This window comes from Paracoccus sp. TD-10, assembly GCF_048270675.1.
GTDB classification, from domain to species: Bacteria; Pseudomonadota; Alphaproteobacteria; order Rhodobacterales; family Rhodobacteraceae; genus Paracoccus; species Paracoccus pantotrophus.
This window is the reverse complement of the sequence record NZ_CP182420.1, coordinates 347,312-365,119: the sequence shown is the minus strand read 5'-3', so window position 1 is coordinate 365,119 and position 17,808 is coordinate 347,312. Positions and strand designations below refer to the sequence as shown.

14 protein-coding genes are annotated in these 17,808 nt (G+C 62.8%); 3 read left to right on the top strand and 11 right to left on the bottom strand.

What is annotated here, in order from left to right; all coding sequences use genetic code 11:
- Nucleotides 1-5: 5 nt before the first annotated feature.
- Nucleotides 6-188, bottom strand: a complete 183-nt coding sequence (locus ACNKFW_RS20555) for a hypothetical protein (RefSeq protein WP_333484067.1) — start codon at nucleotides 186-188, stop codon at nucleotides 6-8.
- Nucleotides 189-371: 183 nt separating this feature from the next.
- Nucleotides 372-1,016, bottom strand: coding sequence for a ceramidase domain-containing protein (locus tag ACNKFW_RS20550; RefSeq protein WP_333484066.1), 645 nt, complete (start codon nucleotides 1,014-1,016; stop codon nucleotides 372-374).
- A gap of 308 nt (nucleotides 1,017-1,324) precedes the next feature.
- On the opposite strand from ACNKFW_RS20550, the gene ACNKFW_RS20545 reads away from it, so the two are divergent.
- Nucleotides 1,325-2,112 (top strand): IS5-like element ISPme2 family transposase gene (locus tag ACNKFW_RS20545; RefSeq protein ID WP_088238952.1). Its coding sequence is split into 2 segments (ribosomal slippage): nucleotides 1,325-1,661 and nucleotides 1,661-2,112, totalling 789 coding nucleotides; the frame shifts between segments, so codons are not numbered across the junction.
- Here ACNKFW_RS20545 and ACNKFW_RS20540 read toward each other — a convergent pair.
- On the bottom strand, nucleotides 2,031-5,774 hold the full coding sequence (locus tag ACNKFW_RS20540) for an NACHT domain-containing protein (RefSeq protein WP_418025859.1): 3,744 nt from the start codon (nucleotides 5,772-5,774) through the stop codon (nucleotides 2,031-2,033). The genes ACNKFW_RS20545 and ACNKFW_RS20540 overlap by 82 nt on opposite strands.
- 182 nt (nucleotides 5,775-5,956) lie before the next feature.
- The gene (locus ACNKFW_RS20535) at nucleotides 5,957-6,640 is read right to left on the bottom strand and encodes a UPF0149 family protein (RefSeq protein WP_323032350.1); all 684 of its coding nucleotides are present in this window, start codon (nucleotides 6,638-6,640) and stop codon (nucleotides 5,957-5,959) included.
- A gap of 230 nt (nucleotides 6,641-6,870) precedes the next feature.
- Between ACNKFW_RS20535 and ACNKFW_RS20530 the strand changes: the two genes are divergently transcribed.
- Complete coding sequence (locus ACNKFW_RS20530; protein ID WP_418025856.1) at nucleotides 6,871-8,310, top strand: IS1182 family transposase; 1,440 nt, start codon at nucleotides 6,871-6,873, stop codon at nucleotides 8,308-8,310.
- A 220-nt stretch (nucleotides 8,311-8,530) separates the two neighbouring features.
- Here the strand turns inward: ACNKFW_RS20530 and ACNKFW_RS20525 are convergent, their stop codons facing one another.
- Both ACNKFW_RS20525 and ACNKFW_RS20520 read right to left on the bottom strand, forming a co-directional pair.
- Nucleotides 8,531-9,088 carry a hypothetical protein gene (locus ACNKFW_RS20525; protein WP_418025854.1) on the bottom strand — a complete coding sequence of 186 codons (558 nt, stop codon included), beginning with the start codon at nucleotides 9,086-9,088 and terminating at the stop codon, nucleotides 8,531-8,533.
- Nucleotides 9,060-10,109 carry an AfsR/SARP family transcriptional regulator gene (locus tag ACNKFW_RS20520; RefSeq protein ID WP_418025852.1) on the bottom strand — a complete coding sequence of 350 codons (1,050 nt, stop codon included), beginning with the start codon at nucleotides 10,107-10,109 and terminating at the stop codon, nucleotides 9,060-9,062. The genes ACNKFW_RS20525 and ACNKFW_RS20520 overlap by 29 nt, the downstream gene beginning before the upstream one ends.
- A 193-nt stretch (nucleotides 10,110-10,302) precedes the next feature.
- On the opposite strand from ACNKFW_RS20520, the gene ACNKFW_RS20515 reads away from it, so the two are divergent.
- On the top strand, nucleotides 10,303-11,235 hold the full coding sequence (locus tag ACNKFW_RS20515) for an alpha/beta fold hydrolase (RefSeq protein WP_418025850.1): 933 nt from the start codon (nucleotides 10,303-10,305) through the stop codon (nucleotides 11,233-11,235).
- A gap of 164 nt (nucleotides 11,236-11,399) precedes the next feature.
- Here ACNKFW_RS20515 and ACNKFW_RS20510 read toward each other — a convergent pair whose 3' ends face one another.
- From ACNKFW_RS20510 to ACNKFW_RS20490, 5 genes are all read right to left on the bottom strand, one after another.
- Nucleotides 11,400-11,678: an SH3 domain-containing protein gene (locus ACNKFW_RS20510; protein WP_081762261.1), complete on the bottom strand. Its 279-nt coding sequence runs from the start codon at nucleotides 11,676-11,678 to the stop codon at nucleotides 11,400-11,402.
- 334 nt (nucleotides 11,679-12,012) lie between these two features.
- Nucleotides 12,013-12,813 carry a 5-deoxy-glucuronate isomerase gene (iolB, locus tag ACNKFW_RS20505; protein ID WP_418025848.1) on the bottom strand — a complete coding sequence of 267 codons (801 nt, stop codon included), beginning with the start codon at nucleotides 12,811-12,813 and terminating at the stop codon, nucleotides 12,013-12,015.
- Nucleotides 12,814-12,932: 119 nt separating this feature from the next.
- Nucleotides 12,933-13,844: a myo-inosose-2 dehydratase gene (iolE, locus tag ACNKFW_RS20500; RefSeq protein WP_418025846.1), complete on the bottom strand. Its 912-nt coding sequence runs from the start codon at nucleotides 13,842-13,844 to the stop codon at nucleotides 12,933-12,935.
- A 10-nt stretch (nucleotides 13,845-13,854) separates the two neighbouring features.
- Nucleotides 13,855-15,684, bottom strand: a complete 1,830-nt coding sequence (iolD, locus tag ACNKFW_RS20495; RefSeq protein WP_418025844.1) for a 3D-(3,5/4)-trihydroxycyclohexane-1,2-dione acylhydrolase (decyclizing) — start codon at nucleotides 15,682-15,684, stop codon at nucleotides 13,855-13,857.
- A gap of 143 nt (nucleotides 15,685-15,827) precedes the next feature.
- Nucleotides 15,828-17,750 (bottom strand): bifunctional 5-dehydro-2-deoxygluconokinase/5-dehydro-2-deoxyphosphogluconate aldolase, encoded by a 1,923-nt coding sequence (locus ACNKFW_RS20490; RefSeq protein WP_418025842.1) that lies wholly within the window; start codon nucleotides 17,748-17,750, stop codon nucleotides 15,828-15,830.
- Nucleotides 17,751-17,808 lie beyond the last annotated feature (58 nt).

Sequence of the window (17,808 nt, the reverse complement as noted above, 5' to 3'; positions counted from 1 at the left end):
TCGGATCAGGAGGCGCCGGGTTCCCTTGCCTTCCGCTGCGCCTCGAAATTGTCCCTGGCGGCCTGCCTGCCCAGCAGGCGCACCAGCCCGACGAGGCGCGGGTCGGGATTGCCGCGGGGCGTGAAGCCGAGTTCCGGCTCGCCGAGCAGCAGGGCGTCGAGCAGCGCCTCGCGTTCGCTCCGCGTCATCGTGGCCTGGGTTCGGGAAGCTGGCAAGGACATAATCGCCAGCATCGGCACAGAGATCCGCTTAAGCAATGGAAATCGCTATGGAATAATCGGCGGGGAATGGCATGGGCCGGGATGCGGCAGGGTAGGGCGGCGTAGAACGGCGCGCTCGGGCGTCGCGCAAAGACTTGCCGGAATCGAGCCTCAGCGCAGCCGATGCCGGCGCCAGACTTCGATCATCCAGCCCAGCATCACCGCGTTCAGCACATGCCACAGGAAATGCGTGCCGAAGGGCAGGGCGCCGCAGAGCGGCTGGTCGAGCGTGCGGAAGCTCAGCGACACGATCAGAATCCCGGCGCCGATGGCGAGGCCGCGTGCCGTCTCGGGCAGGCGTCTGCGCAGCAGCACCGCATAGATCAGGATCAGCAGCGGCACCGGCGCATAGCCGGCCGAGGAGCCGAGGCCGGGGATCATCGCGAAAAGCGGCACCGTCGCGGCGGCATAGGGGACGAAGCCCGCCGTCACCAGGGCGGCGATCCAGGGACGCGCCCCGAAATAGTCCCGCGTGGCGGCGAAGACATAGAGCAGGATGAAGCCGAGGATCGGCAGCACGTCCATCAGCCCGGTCAGCCGGTTGGCATGGGTGTGGAACAGCCAGGAGCCGATGCCGATCACGAACAACATTGCCGCCAGCGCCCGGCCCATCGCCATTTCCGGCCCACGAAGCCGCGGCCAGAGGACAAGGGCGGCGATCAGGAAGGCGAGGTTGGTCAGCGCATTGATCGGCTCCGACCAGTAGTCCGGGCCCGTCCGTTCGCAATAGGCGTCGACAGGAGAAAGCCAAGTCATCGGAATCCTTCCGGACAAAGGTCAGGATGCAGCTGTGCGGGGCGCAGTGCCCGCGAGGCCGGGGCGATATCCGTGATCATCCATTGTCGTCCATCCAGGCTCATCGTGCCCGTGCAGGATACGGACCCAGGCGAAGGAAGGTAAGTGCTCCGCTGTTGTGAAGGTGGATCGCCACACAGGGCGGGAAGCTGACCTTCGCTGCGGAAAGGGCGAACGGCCGGTTAAGGGAAGATTTCTCTGTGGATTAGGGCGTGTTGACAAAAGGGATTCACCGGGCGCGGTGATCGTGATTCAAGCTGGTATCTGCAATGGAGACCAGCGTGGCACGAAACCTGATGTCGAACGACGAGTGGGCGTTCTTTGAACGCTTCATCCTGGCTGTCCGTTCTCCGAACGGCCGCAAGCCCACGAACCATCGGCTTGTTCTGGATGGGATTTTCTGGATCGCCCGAACGGGGTCGCCCTGGCGCGACCTGCCGGAAGAGTTCGGCAAATGGTCGTCTGTCTATCGGCAGTTCCGGCGCTGGACGTTGGCGGGGCTGTGGGAACAGATCCTGGAGGCGCTGAACGAGAGCCGGATCGTGCCGGATGCGCTGCAGATGATCGACAGCACCGTGGTTCGCGCTCATCATCAGGCAGCGGGCGCAAAAGGGGGACTCCGCGCCAAGGTTTCGGCCGCTCGCGAGGTGGCTTCACGACCAAGATCCATCTGCGGGTCAATGCGGCAGGCCTGCCCATGAGAACCGAGATCACGGCCGGGCAGACATCGGACTACCTCGGCTTCGATCTGGTCATGGCTGACAACCTGCCCGAGCCAAGCGTTCTGCTCGCAGACCGCGGCTACGACTCCGACAACATCCGCAAGACCATGGAGGTGCGCGACGTGGTGCCGGTCATCCCCATGCGCAAAACCCGGAAGCTACGGGTCGCCGTTGACCGCAGGCTCTACCGCCTGCGCAATCTCGTTGAGCGGTGCTTCAACAAGCTCAAGAATGCCCGTCGCGTCGCCACCCGCTACGACAAGACCGCCGAAAGCTTCCTGGGCTTCATCGACATCACGTCGATCCGCCTCTGGCTCCGCCATTTGTCAACATGACCTAGGTTAGCTTTCTCTATGGCGCTCCGTTCGTTAGGCATGATGAAGGTGGAAAAAAGTGCAGCGCCTTCTACGCTCTGTGCCAAAGGGAGAGAGGGAAGCTCCTTGTACAAATCTTCGGCATAACGCCAGTCCTCAGCCCTGATTAGATCGTTCAGCATGGGCGCGATACGTTCAGGAAAATGCCTTGCTACAGCAGTGTAATATTCGCTGCGGATATGGTTTGTTCCGGCGCCGTCGGTGTAGTCGGTGATGCGGTGAAACGCGCCAGCTAGAGCCAAGAGGGTTTGCCTGGCGTCCTGATCCCCTGCTTCGATCATCATTTCCAACGCGGTAAGAACATCGTCTGCGAAGGCATCCTTCCGCCAGCCATACCCAAACAAACAATCGACAGCATGTCTCAGAGCCTGAGCTGCGAGCTGAGGTTTGTTGTGGTCGTGCGCGGCAAGAGCCAGCTTGCCGAACGTGGAAGCTCGCTCGTTGAACTCAGTCACGGTTCGAGCGAGTTCGTCCATGCAAGTCGAGATGAACGTTTCGGCGCTTGCGTCGTCATGCAATGAGACCCGGCGTGTTGTCAGCTTTTCGAGCCAAAGTTCGTTGAGCCAGAAGGCTGATGTACGTGCCTCAGAAAGGGCGGCATCGTCGATTTGATATGCAGCATCAAGCCCTCGACCGATGAGGCTGAGATCGAAGGCGGCGTCGATAAACGCAAGGCGCACGGCAATGAAACGGCTTTGAGCGTCATAACCTTGCTCGTAGCAAAGTTGTCCATCATACCAACTGAATACGTCGCCGAGAGTTGGCCAACGCTTCGTGTTCGCCCAGTGTGCAGCGATGCGTTGTGCTAGTTTTTCGAACGCACGTACTGCATCCGCGAGCCAGCTTTCCGATGCATGATCGGGAATCTTTGTCCACCCACTTGTTGGCTTGCCGGCCAGAGCAGCCGCTAGTGTGGACATGAAGTTATTGTAGACGATCCCTCGAATGTCAGTCTGGTAGCGATCCTCCGGGCCGTCAGTGCCAGCGAAAAGCACTGACAAATCTTTGCCGGAGTTACTGCCTTTGACTGTGTCACCCTTGGCGAGTCCAAAGCAGCGAATAGCGGGATGCTTTGCAGCTTTCAACGGAGTTTGGCTAGCAGGCGACAGGCCTTCGAGACACAGGCAGGCGAACAGTTCGCGGTCAAACTCGACGCCTGTGAAACTCTTGCCCGCTTGGAAGACGGCTCTAACATTCCCGACGAGGCGCGCGCTCTGAGCGAAAGCGGCAACGATAGGGTCCGCTTGACCAGATTTGCGCACGAAACGCAGCACCCGAGCAACCTCGTTCTTCTTGCTTGCGGCAACGACTGAAACCACAGCCCGAGCAAAATCGCCTTGCTGGTTATTGCTGATGTATTCGTCACGACGGTTTTGGGTGATGCGTCCGTTAAGTTCCGCAACCGCTAGATCGATAAGCGCATCTCGCTGACTCTCATCGGTCATATGGACGAGGGCCGGGATTAGTGAGGCTGGCAAGTTACTCAGGTCGGCTCGAAGGATGGCTGGGACAAACGAATCGCCACTTAAAGCCGCCGCGACATACCAAACCTGTGCCAGTTCATCGTGCTGCAGCTCATCGGCATTTATCGCACGCATCTTTACAAGTCGGTGACGCGCGACGCTTGCCAAATCGAATACTTCGAAAGCGGCCTGTTCGGCATGATTCAATACATTGATCAAGCGGTCGATCGGATACCCCGCAGTGACGAAGGACAACGCCCACTCACGGGAAGGTGCCTTGATTAGGTTCTGTGCGTTCCCGCGTGTTGCCTGAGTGATCCATAGCCACGCCTCTCGCCAGTAGGGAGGCGCTTCTGTTTCCAGCCATGCCAAAGTCGGCGCGCTATTGGCCATAAAAGTTGAATAGTGACTGGGGTCATCTCGAAGAAAGGCGAACAAGCTACCGTGAAATGGGCGCACTTCCATCTCTCGAAAGTCGAGGAGATGACCGATCTCCGCCAGCCCCAAGATGCTCTGATCGTCCACGCCGAAGCAGTTGTTGAGAGCAAATGGCGGCGGACTGAAGTCGAGACCAGCCAGGACGTGCAGAATTGCCTTCCCGCGTGGAGAAAGCTGCAACATTAGCCCTACGTAGTAATCCCGGATGTCTCCACTAGGGCAGCCCGGCTGCGCTCGAACTAGGTCTGGCGTGACTTCATTGCCAGCACGGGCAACGGCCTCGAATGTATAAATCAGATGCAGAGGCAAGCCATTGGATATGTCGAAGAAAGCATCAGAAACCGCGGCGAGCGCCTTCGCTTTCGATTGGTGAGGCCAGCGGAAGAGATTCAGCCTTCCTGCGCGGTGTTGTGATTCAATCCAGCCTTCAACAGCAGCGCGGCTCATAAGAGGAAGCTCGACCCAGCCTTCCATAGGCGCTGCAACCAGCATCCTTGTTGGAAGGTCCTTTTCCGCAATCTTCTGGGTCCCAACTAGCAGATGGGTACCCGGTACGGCGGGGATAAGCGCGTTAAAGAGTTCTTCGGCGTGCTCGCGATCACGGCCTTCTCGCCAGACGTGATCGAGGCCGTCGATGATCACGATAAGGCGCCTTCCTTCCGCGACGACTTTCCGGGCAGCTTGTTCGATCGTTTCGCCCAAAGTACTATGATTCCGCACTCTCAGGTCAGGCATCGCCTCTTGAAGTTGGGCTTCAAGCGAACGCGCAATAGCTTGGAAGTGGAACCTTCCCTCAGATCTGTCATCGAGACTAAGGAAGTAGTGGTGCCGTATACACACAACCTTTTTAGTATCGAGTTTCGATTTGAAGTGGCTGAGAAAGGTACTTTTTCCACGTCCAGGAGGGGCCCAAAGAACCGTGACACCATCGTCATTGAGTACCCGCGAAAAGAAATCGTCGGAAAAGCTCTCGTCCGGCACGCGGTAGTCTTTTGGCACAGTGAAATCTTGGGGAAGGGGCACGGCTCTTTCTGGGGAAAAAGCTTGCTGGAGATGGACGTAACGGATACGCCCATCAGGGCCCGGCCAATTTTTTTGTGTCGCCCAAAGTTGGAGCTGTTTCTGGAATAATGCCCAGCCAGCGCCGTCCGTATCAGATGCAATGCGCGCCCAGAGGGTCGCTTCAAGGTCCTCAAGTATTGGCTGTGAGTGAATGAAGTCAAAGTTTTTAAAGAACTTTTGAGCGGCGGCAGCCGATCCGAGCTGCGCGACAATCCGCGTACGAATTGGCGAGGGAATTTTTGAATAATTGACGCGGCTTCCCTTCAGGGATGTAGAAAATTCCGAATCCGGTTTTCGATCCGTCATCAGACGAGCATTCGCTAGAAAACCCTCATCCAACATCTTCAAGACCGGCACAGCCCAGTGCTGAAGGAAAGACTTTCCTTTGGGTTTCGCGCCTAAGAGCCATTCCCAATCAAGGGCTGTTTTTGGGTTTTCCGGATCGACAGCAAACTTGACCTGCGTAACTTCGAACCGCCCGTCAGCTAGGCACGCAACCACGTCATCCACGGCCCGGAATGACGGGTCCGATGCTTCTACCTTGACCCACGAATATTTTTTGGGGTTGCGATAGAAATCAAGCAGCGTCTCTGCAGCAACCAAGTCCTGGTATGCAAAGCCAACTCTTGTGATTGCGGTTGGTTTGTAGTTGTGACCCATGCCTCATGCTCTCTGAGCTGGGTCTTGTTCCAACGCCCAGCATGTTCGACTAATTGCATAGATCTCGCCCGCATTCCAAGAGAGTAGGCTTTTCTGTTGCGTGTGGCCCTGGGCTAAGATCAGTCATTCGCTGCGTCTCCCACCAATGACCGGTGTGGGCCGTGAGAGACTTGGGCGATCGGTCAGTTCCGACCGCAACATTGCTTGTATTTGCGGCCCGACCCACAGGAGCATGGGGCGTTCCGCCCGGGCCGGGGACCGGCGTTGAACGGCATCTCGGAACGATTTGCGGGCTCCATGCGGGAAAGCTCGGGACGAGACTGATAGAGTATCGTCGCAACGCAGTTCGGGATCAGATTGGGTGCTTCAAGGTCGATTTCGTCAATCTCCTCATCCGTGAACTTGCTGTGGCCAGTGTATATTTCCTGAAGCGCCATCAAGAAGATCATCGTCGTCCGCGTCTCTTCGTCGGCCTGAGCGAGCAGTCGATCCCAAGCATCCGGTCTTAGCCCCATAGCGCGAGTGAAGCCATCGATCCAAGGCTCCCACATCACCTCATCACTGTTGGGGTCAACCTCGTAGATGGGTTCGATCCAAGGTGAGCGGGTCATCGCCTCCGCAACCGAGTTGTAGTGAGCCATGACCGCACCGACCGTGGCTTCGGCGGTTTTCTGATCGGGAAAATTTGCCTCACCTGTCTCTCCCCAGACATGGGACATCCATTCCGAGGGCGGGATCATATCCGGGCAGGCAAGAACACCGACTACATAGCCATCAAGTTCACTGAGCGTCATGGGCATGTTCTCGATGGGCAGCGCATGCAACAGCGCGCTGAGACGCTCGAGTTCCTGATCGGACTGGTCCATAAATACCTCCCGGTGTTGCTCGGAATTTTTTACTCTGCGCGACGCCAACCCGCAATCCGCGCGAAGCCTGCTTCAAGCTCGGACAGGAAGATTGCTGCAGGCACCCCGAATGTCCGCAGTGGTGAAGCCGCGACGTAGCATCAGATCGTCGCGCCAACGTCTGCAAAGGGCCGAGGCTGTGTGGAAATGCTGTCCCGTGGTAAGCTTCAGCAAGGTAGCGGGAGGCAGGGATGGCGGGTTTCATCGACGGCATTGACCGGGAACAGGTCACGCTTTTCCCTGATCGTCTCGAGGACTGGATTGGCGAGGATCACCTGGTCCGTGTCGTCGACCTCTTCGTCGAGGAGCTCGATCTCCCGGCGCTCGGCTTCGAGCGGTGTGTGTCCGCCCGAACCGGTCGCCCGGGCTACCATCCGGCTGTTCTGCTGAAGCTCTTCATCTACGGCTATCTGAACCGCATACCCTCGAGCCGTCGCCTGGAGCGCGAAGCGGGTCGCAATGTCGAGCTGATGTGGCTGACCGGCCGCCTGGTGCCCGATCACAAGACCATCGCCGATTTCCGGCGCGATAACGCGGCAGCGATCCGTAGGACCTGCGCGCAGTTCGTGGAGCTGTCCCGGCGGATTGGGGTGCTGAGGGGCGATTGCGTTGCCATCGATGGCAGCAAATTCAAGGCCGTGAACAGCCGCGACCGCAACTTCACCAAGAACAAGATCGCCAGCCGCCTGGACCATCTGGAGGTCGATGTCTCACGGTATGTCGATGACATGGCCCGCATCGACCGCCAGGAGAAGGGCGAAGCACGGGTTGACAAGGTCGCGCATCTCGCCCGCCGCTATGGGCGCATCCGGCAGGAGATCGCACGGCTGAAGGCAATGGAGAAGGCCCTCGTCGATACGCCCGACGGGCAGATCTCTCTGACGGATCCAGATGCCCGCGCCATGGCGACCAGCGCCCGACACAGCGGCATGGTCGGCTACAACGTCCAGACCGCGGTCGATACCGAGACGCATCTGATCGTGGCGCATGCCGTGACCAATCAAGGCTTCGACCGCGACCAGCTGAGCCCGATGGCGGCGGCAGCCAGGAAGGCTCTTCGGCGCGACGACCTGCATGCCATCGCTGATAAGGGATACTTCAGCGGGTCTCAGATCCTGGCCTGCCATCAGGCAGGGATCACCACGACCGTGCCGCGCCCCGAGACATCGGGCAATCGGGGCAAGGGCATGTATGTGAAGGCCGACTTCGCCTACAACCCGGCCCGGGATGTCTATATCTGCCCAGCAGGAGAAGAGCTGACCTACCGCTACATGCGCGAAGAGGACGGCCTGCGGGTTGGCCGTTACTGGGCCAATGAATGTCAGCATTGCCCTATCAAACAGCGCTGCACCACCGGCAAGGAACGCCGCATCACTCGCTGGGAGCATGAGCGCTTGGTCGATGCGATGCGCAAAAGACTGGGTGGAGAGGCCGATCCGATGACCCTGCGCCGCTGCACGGTTGAACACCCGTTCGGTACTCTCAAGGCCTGGATGGGGCACACCCATTTCCTGACGCGGAGGCTGAAGAACGTCCGCACCGAAATGGCGCTGAATGTCCTTGCCTACAATATCAAGCGGGTGGTCGCGTTGATCGGCATTCGGGGCCTGATGCGGGCCATTGCCGCCTGATCGGGGAGTGTCGCGCCTCAAGCGCAGACGTCACGCCTGCCTGAAAGAGATCACCAGGCCGCCACGCACGCAAAGAGTGTCAGAGGCGGCTGAAAGCTAGCAGCGCGGCCAACCAGCAGCCGACAGCCCCTGCCGGCGCGTCTCCACACAGCCTCGGCCGTTTTCCGACCCTCTGCAGTGAACTGTTCGTCACCTTGGGATAGATGTCGGCCTCGAACAGCTATTCCAGGGGCGCAAGATTGTACTGCCCTTGCTTTGTTCCCACATACTGGACCAGATTTTCGCGGGCGGATCGCAGTGTCCGTGTTCTGATCTCGAAGACCCCGCTCAGTCCTTCATATTTGCCGGTTCCGCCCAGCCATCGCCCGGTGCCGACATGAGGTGCGTCGAGGGGCTGCCGGTCGAAGGTCGCGCTTTCGAAGATCTGGTCACCGTCGGCGTCGGTATAGGTGCAGTTAACCATTTCCTCGAAGGTATTTGTCGTCTCATCGACGGTCCAGTTGCCCAAGCATCTGCCCGTCTGGTTGTGCAGGAAGGCCGCGTTCTCGGCATTCATCGCGGTCAGGGTCGAGTCCACCAGACCGAAGATGCGGCCCGGACCTGTCTGCAGCGGTTCGATCTCATTCGTGGCATAGCCGACAAAATTGGCCGCAAAGCTGCCTTCCCCCGCGACGGATTGACCGAGAGCCGCGTGGTGCGGCAGCAAGGCGGCCGGGACCGCAAGGACTGCGGCGGCCCTTCGAAAGCGGTTAGCAACCGGCGGGGTAGAGCATCGCATAGTCGGTCTCCTCGTCTGGAATGCCACCGATGATCTTCCCTCGCGCGTCATCGGAGGCCGTTAGTGCGGCCTTGGTCAAAGAGGTTCCGGTTGCTTTCCCTTGAACGGCACCCGCCGACGCGGGGCTAACCCATATCGACATCTGGTTTCGGCTTGGCTCGGTCGTCTGGCCATCGGGCCAGGGGCCCAGAAGGTGAAACAGCGTCGCAGCCGCGGCCAGGCCGGCCGCGAAAGCGCCGAAAACGGGACGGCGGGGTGCAATCGGCGCGGTCTGCAACTGCAGCGGCAGAGGTAGGCGGCGCGCCGGCACTTTCACCCGCAGCGCCGCATCAACCTGCGGAGCCGGTTCGATGCTAAGCTCACTGCGGAAAAGATCGTGACAGGCGGCATGGGCAAGCGCTGCCTCCTGCCGCCGGCCGAAACCGACGCAAAGCGCGATCAGCGCGGCATGAGCGTCGTCCTGAAAGGGCTCGAAGTCAAGCCGCCGCCGTGCTGCCGCGATTGCAGGCAATTCTTCCCCGGCACCAGCTAGGATCAAGGCCGCCTTTCCGCACAGCTCCGCGCAAAGCTGGTCATATTCGCGCCGCTGGTCGGACAACCATGCCTCAAAACCGGCAACTCTGACATCAAGCCCGGCGCAGAACCGACCCCGGATCGCAAGTGACAGGATCGAGTGGCGCGTCCCGTCCAGCAAGGCGGCGCGCAGCTCGGTCACGTCAAGTGCGACCAGATCCGCGTTCAGCCATACCACCTCGGCATCGGCCATCAGGGCGCCCGACGCATCGCCAAGCTGCGCCCTCAGCCGGACAAGGCACTGACGAAGGGCATGACGGGCGGCGGAGGTCGAACTGGCGTCGCTCCAAAGCAAGTCAACCAGCGTCGCCCGGCTGATCCGCAGATCGGGGGCTGTTGCCAGACAGGCGAGCAACGCCATCGCCTTCGGCCCCGGCGTCGTCAAAGCCTGACCGTCGGGGATCGTGAGGCATGGTTCGCCCAGCAAGGAAAGTCGCAGGATCGTCATCGTCAGACCAGTTCGCTGATCCATATCCTAGCACAGGACCGTCCAACCCCAAAAAATTCACCCAAAATCCGCGAAATATCCCCTCTGGCACTGCCGCGTGACGGGGTGCGTGACGCTGTCGTGACGTCCTCGACCGGATACTGGCCAAACCAGAAGCCGAATCTGGCGAATCAAAAAAAGGGGAGAATGGACGATGAAGATCTTCACAGTCGTTGCAGCCGCTGCATTGCCGATGGCGTTGGGCCTGTCTCCGGCATGGTCGATCGAGACCGGTGCCATGCCGGTGGAGGGTGCCGAACTGAGCTATATTGAACAGGGCGAGGGTGGGCCGATCGTCTTTGTCCACGGTGCGATATCCGACGCGCGGGTCTGGGAGGCCTATGCTGACCGGATTTCCGCGGAAGGCCGGTTCATCGCTTACACGCAGCGCTATTTCGGCACTGCAGACTGGCCGGACAACGGCGCGGGCTTCACGCGCGAAACGCATATCGCTGACCTGATCGCGTTCATCGAGAGGTTGGATGCCGGTCCGGTCGATCTGGTGACATGGTCCTACAGCGGCGAGATCGCCACCTATGCGGCGCTGCAGCGACCCGAATTATTCCGCTCGATGGTGCATTTCGAACCGGATGTCGACCGGCTGATCGATGACCTGCCCGGCGCCGAGGCTGCCCGCGCGCAATTCGGTGCGACGCTGGGTCCGATGGTCGCGGCACTTGAAGCCGGCGAAGTCGAGGCCGCTGCCTTGCGCATTATCGAATCCGTCTTTCGGATGCCTGAAGGCGCGGCCGACAATGAAGCCGAGCCGTTCCCGACCTATTGGAAAGAGAACGGTCGAACCTTGCCTGTCTTCGGCGCCATGGCGCGAGGTGAACCGCTCAGCTGCGATGATCTGGCCAATCTGGAGGTGCCGACATTGGTGGTCTTGGGTGGCGAAACGCTGGTGCAATGGGCGATGATGTCCGAGCGCCTCGCAGAATGTTCGGGCAATGCGATGCTTGTCCGTATGGAGGGCGTGACGCATGACGGCCCCTACAGGCGCCCGGATCGTTTGATGGATTTGATATTGGGTTTCAGGGCTTTGAAAGAAGACCCCAATTCTGGCGGGCAGGAAATCCCTCAATAGCAATCGTTTCAACACAAATGGGGGCGCCGCGCCGCGTGAATGGCAATTTCGTCAAAGCAGGCCAACTCTCACCCTGGCACGAGCATCGAGCGGCCGCTTTGGTGAAAGCCGCAGCGCGGCAGTCACCCCGGTCGAATGACCGGTAAGGGCCGACCATGTTGCTGTCAGCGATGTGCCAGATAGTCCGCTGAAACGTAACCCGAGATACCAGGCCTGTCGGCGAGCGAGACTCTGCACCAGACCTTACCGTTATTCGTGACGCAGTTCTGGCGGATGAGGCGCGTTCCGTCAGGCAGGCCGATGATGATGTTGTGGTCAAGGCCAGGGCCTTCGCGCAGCTTCAGCAGATCGCCTGGCCCGACGCCCTTGACCACTGCACCAGAACCGACCGCGCATCCGGTGGCGATCATGAGAGCGAGAAGAGCAGCAAAATGAGTTCGCATTGCCTGACCTGAATCGTTTTGCCATCACTACGACACCATCACGCGAAATGACAGCAGGCAGGGCCGGACGCAAACAAGGGGTTGCACAAGACCAGCCATTGAGGCCCGTTCCGTCCCATGGAGCGGCGATTCTGTTCAGGATTTCGCCGTGGCGCCAGTCATGCGGCAGCTTCGGAGAATGCGGCCACGCAGCATGGGGTGCGTCCGACGAGCGGTTCTGGGCCGGTTTCCATCGCGATACACCCTTGGATGGCAATGCCGAAGCGAAACCGGCACGCTGGTAAATCAACCTGAAGATGCACTTTACAGACTTGCCATGCATTTCCGGGCGGCACTATTTCCGCATTATGTGCTCGACCTCCGGCGCAGGGACGAACCTCCACGCCCGCCGCGGCCCCGCCATGACGTTGAGATAATAGAGCTCGAAGCCATGGGGCGCGCCGCAGGGGTGATGGCCGCGCGGGACCAGCACCACGTCGCCGTCCTTCACCGCCATCACCTCGTCGAGGCTGCCGTCATCGGTATAGACCCGCTGCACCGCCCAGCCATCCTTGGGGTTCAGGCGATGGTAATAGGTCTCCTCCAGATAGGTGATGCGCGGGAAATCGTCCTCGTCATGGCGGTGGCTGGGGTAGCTCGACCAGTTGCCGGCGGGGGTGAAGACCTCGGTGACCAGCAGCGAATCGCACCAGTCCTCGGCCTCCATGGCGATATTGTTGATGAAGCGGGCATTGCTGCCCTCGCCGCGCTGGGTCAGGGTGATCCCCTCGGGGCCGATGCGCCGCGCCTCGTGCCCGCCTTTCCCCGGCGCGGCACAGACGGCGATCACGCAATCGCTCTCGGCCTCGGCCCGCCAGTCGCTGCCGTCGGGCAGATAGAGACAATGCGGCGGGGTCTTCTCGAAGACGTCCAGGCGATCGCCCAGCACGCCCCAGTCCCGCCCGGCGCCGCTGATCCGTGCCTTGCCCTCGACCATGACCAGAATCACCTCATCGGTGCCGGTCGCCCCGGCGGCGCTTTCGCCCACCCGCAGGCGCCACAGCGAAAACCCCACATATCGCCAGCCCGCATCCGCGGGGGTGATCCGATGCACCTCGCCATGGCTGCCGAAGGGTCTACGCAGAAGCCGGCTCATTCCTGTCTCCTTTCCCGACGGGCCTTTCATCTTGGCCCAAATATCCCGGGGGGAATCCCGCAGGGATGGGGGGGCAGCGCCCCCCGGCCGCCGCCCCCGGCAAGGTCCCGCCCGCCGCCTCAGGCGCCCACCCGGTCCAGCCCGGCCTGCCGCGCCATGGCTTTCAGCGCCCTGAGCCCCATGTCCTGATAGCGGAACGGATCGCGAACCAGGCTGTCCTGCTCGGCCTCGATCACCAGCCAGCCGCGATAACCCTGCCCGGCCGCCACCTCCAGCACCGGCGCGAAATCCACGCAGCCCTCGGGATCGCCCGGCACGGTGAAGGCCCCGCACCGCACGCCCTCCAGGAAGCTCAGCCCCTCGGCGCGGACCTGCTCCATCACCGGGCGGCGGACATTCTTGCAATGGATATGACCGATGCGGTCCATGTATCTCGCCGCCACCGCGGCCGGGTCTGCGCCGCCGAAGGTGCAATGGCCGGTATCCAGCAGCAACCGCACATTCGGCCCCGCCGCCGCCATGAAGCGGTCGATGTCCGGCCCGCTCTCGACCACACTGCCCATGTGGTGGTGATAGCAGAAGCGCATGCCCTGCGCGGCCGCGTGATCGGCCAGCGCATTAATCCCGGCCATGAACCGCTCCCAGCCCGCATCGTCCAGCACCTGCCGGTCGTTGACCGCCACGGCGTCGTCGCCATGCACCGTGTTCGAGCATTCGCAGATGATCGCCAGATCGCCGCCCGCGGCCTTGGTCATGGCGATATGCCGGTGCAGCGCCGCCTTTTCCTCGTCCAGGCCCCGGCCCGGCGCCAGGATGGCGGTCGAATGCCAGCCGCCGATGAAGCGCAGCCCATAGTCGCCCAGCACGGCCTTCAGCGCGGCGCCGTCGCCGGGCATCTTGTGGCCCTTCTCGATGCCGTCGAAGCCGATGCGCCGGCAATCGGACAGGCAATCGTCAAGGCTCAGATGCGCGCCGATGCTCTGGTCGTCGTCATTGGACCAGGCGATGGGATTGGTGCCGTAAAGGATCATGGCGTGGCTCTCAGTTCACAAGGTTCTGCTTCGCGACCGCTTCCAGATAGCGCGCGTAAGCCCGTTTCAGTTTCCCGCTCTCGCCGTTTTCGGGCACGGCGACGTCCCACCAGTGCCCGGCGCCCTCGAGGCCGTCGCCGGGGCCAGGCTCGGCGGTGGTGTCGATGACGATCACGGTGGGGATGTCGCGGCTGCGCGCCTCGCCGATCCGGGCTTCCAGATCGGCGATGCCCTGGGCCTTGACCGCATGGGCGCCCATCGACGCGGCATGGGCCACGAAGTCGATCTCGGGCTGCGCCTCGACGTTGCAATGGGCATAGAGGTTGTTGAACTGCTCGCCCCCGCAGCCCTGTTGCAAGCGGTTGATGCAGCCATAGCCGCGGTTGTCGGTCAGCACCACGGTGAAGGGCACGCGCCGCATCACCGCCGTCGCCAGCTCGCTATTGGCCATCATGTAGCTGCCGTCGCCGACGAAGCAGATCACCTCGCGGTCCGGCCGCGCCAGCTTCAGCCCCAGCGCGCCGGCGATCTCGTAGCCCATGCAGGAATAGCCGTATTCCATGTGATAGCCGCCCTGCGCCGGTTGCCAGAGCAGCTTCAGCGCGCCCGGCATGGTGCCCGCGGCGCACATGGCGATGGCCTCGGGGGCGGCGCGCTGCACGGCGCCGATCACCTGCGCGTCGGTCGGCAGCGCATTGCCCTCGGCCGAGGCGGCGCAATGCGCATCCACCGCCGCCAGCCATTCGACCCGCGCCGCGCCGTCGAAAGAGACGCGATGATCGCCCAGGGCCGCTGTCAGCCGCTCCAGCGCCACGCGGGCATCGGCGACCAGGCTCACCGCGCCATGCTTGGCCGCGTCGTAGGGCTGCACGTTGATCGACACCAGCCGGCCCGAGAACAGCGTGCGCGAACCGGTGGTGAAATCCTGCAAGCGCGTGCCGACGCCGATCACCAGGTCGGCTGCGGCAAGCGCGGCGTTCGCCGCCGCCGAGCCGTCGACGCCCGAAGCGCCCAGGTTCAGCGCATGGCTCTGCGCCAGGGCCGACTTGCCGGCCTGGGTCTCGGCCACCGGAATGCCGTGGCGGGTCGCGAATTCCGCCAGCGCCGCCTCGGCCCCGGAATAGATCACCCCGCCGCCGGCGACGATCACCGGCGCCTTCGCCGCCCGGATCAGCGCCGCCACCTCGGCCAGTTCCGCCGCATCGGGCTCGGGCCGGCGGATCTTCCAGACCCGCTCGGCAAAGAAGGCCTCGGGCCAGTCGAACGCCTCGGCCTGCACGTCCTGGCAGAAGGCCAGGCAGACCGGCCCGCAATCGGCCGGATCGGTCATCACCCGCAGGGCGCGCGGCAGCGCGCTCAGCAACTGCTCGGGGCGCTGGATGCGGTCGAAATAGCGCACCACCGGGCGGAAGCAGTCATTGGCCGAAACGGTGCCGTCATCGAAATCCTCGACCTGCTGCAGCACCGGGTCGGGCCGGCGGTTGGCAAAGACGTCGCCGGCAATGAACAGCACCGGCAGCCGGTTCACATGCGCCAGCGCCGCCGCCGTCACCATGTTGGTGGCCCCCGGCCCGATGGAGCTGGTCACCGCCTGCGCCCGCCGGCGCGCCTTGCCCTTGGCATAGGCGATGGCGGCATGGGCCATGGTCTGCTCGTTCTGGCCGCGCCAGGTCGGGAAGGCGGCGCCGATACCATGCAGCGCCTCGCCGATCCCGGCGACGTTGCCATGGCCGAAGATAGCCCAACAGCCCTCGACGAAACGCTCGCCTTCTTCCGTCATCTGCACCGAGAGCCAGCGCACCATCGCCTGCGCCGCCGTCAGTCGAACCGTTCCGCTCATCTCGCACCTTCCCGGGTCCACGCCCGTGCTTTCTCTTTTGTGTCCAAATATCCCGGGGGGACGTCCGGCAGACCCCGTCGAGGGGTCTGACGGACGTGGGGGGGCGAGCCCCCAGCCCCGCCTCGCCGCTCGCGCCCCACCGCTCAGGCCGCGGCCAGCGCCTTTTCCCGCGCCTGGTCCCAGACCGCGCAAAGTCTCTGGTAGCGGTCGGCCATCTCGGCCACGGCCGCCTCGTCGCCGACCTCGCCCGTCAGCCATTGCCGCGCGACCGTGCCGAAGATTGTGCGGCCGACGGCAAAGCCCTTGACCAGGTCGAAACCGGCGGCGACCTGGAAGCTGGCGCGCAACTCCTCTTCGGGCGCGTCCAGCCCCAGCACCACGATGCCGCGGGTGTGGCGGTCGTTCTCCTCGATGGCGGCGATGGCATTGGCCCAGGCGGCCCGGGTCTGCATCGGCTCCAGCTTCCACCAGTCGGGAAAGATCCCGACGGCATAGAACTGCCGGATCAGGGTCGCCGTGGTGTCGTCATCGACCGGTCCGACCTTCGAGGGGATCACCTCCAGCAGGAATTCCAGCCCGTTGCGCCGCGCGGCGGCGTAGAGGCGCTTGACGGTTGCCTCCTGGGCGGCGCGCGTTTCCGCGTCGTCCTCAGGATGGCAGAAGCAAAGCACCTTGACCACGTTCTCGCGCGCCCATTCGTTCAGGGTGCCGCAATCGGCGCCAAGCTCGGGTTCCAGTTGAAGCGGACGAGAGCCCGGCCATTCGCAGGGCCGCCCGATCCACAGCCCCGTCCCCGAGGCCCGATGCAGCGCCCGCCGCCCGATCCGGTCGTCGCAGAGGATGCCGTAACCAGACTGACCGTCGGCGACCTGCAGCGCCGCCTGCAGGCACAGCTCCTTGAAGGCCCCGCCCCTTGCCGGCGTATAGCCTTCCATCTCCTCCAGCTGCGCCCGGTGGTCGAAGGCGAATACACGCATCGTGGACCAGTCGCCTGCGCCCGGATTGCGGCGATTGGTGGCCCGGTGGACCTGCTCCAGCTCGGCATCGTTCCTCAGATCCGGCCGCAGCACGCCGCGCTTCAGGAAGAACTCCAGCTCTTCGAGGCTGGGATAGGCCGGGGTGCAGCCGTGGCGGGAAACCGCAAACGCCCCGCAGGCATTGGCATATTCCAGCGCGGTCGGCCAGTCCTCGCCATCCAGCCAGCCCTTCATCAGCCCCGAGAAGAAGCCGTCGCCGGCACCCAGCACGTTGAACACCTCGATCGGGAAGCCCGGCCCGGCCCGGCCCTCGTCGAGGCTGCCGGGGACCGCGCCTTCGAAGGCCACCGCGCCGGCCGCGCCGCGCTTGCAGACCAGCGTGGCACCCGAGACCTCGCGCACCGCGCGCAGCGCTTCGATCGTATCCGTGGAGCCGCCGGCGATATGGAATTCCTCCTCGGTGCCGACGATCAGGTCGAAGAGATGCAGCGTCGATTGCAGCTTGGCGGTCACCGCGGCGCTTTCCACGAAGCGGCTCTCGCCCGCATCATGCCCGGCCACGCCCCAGAGGTTCGGGCGATAGTCGATGTCGAGCGCCGTCCTGGCGCCGTGCTTCCGCGCCAGATCCAGCGCTTTCAGCACCGCCGCCTCGGTGCGCGGATGCGACAGATGCGTGCCGGTGGCCAGCACCGAGCGCGCCTCGGCGATGAAGCCCTCGTCGATGTCGTTCTCGCTCAGCGCCATGTCGGCGCAGTTCTCGCGGTAGAAGATCAGCGGAAAGCTGTCCTCGTCGCGGATGCCTAGCAGGACCAGCGCCGTCAGCCGCTCGGGATCGGTCGCTACCCCGCGCACATCCACGCCCTCGCGGACCAGCTGCTCGCGGATGAACCGCCCCATATGCTCGTCGCCCACCCGCGTGATGACGGCGGAACGCAACCCCAGCCGCGCCGTCCCGCAGGCGATGTTGGTCGGAGACCCGCCGATATACTTCGCAAACGACCCCATGTCCTCCAGACGGCCACCGACCTGCTGGCCGTAGAGGTCAACCGACGAACGACCTATCGTGATGACGTCAAGCGTTTTTGTCATTTCAAATCCCTCGATGCAGGATCCCGGCACCACGATGGCCGGTTTCCCGCTTCTTCCT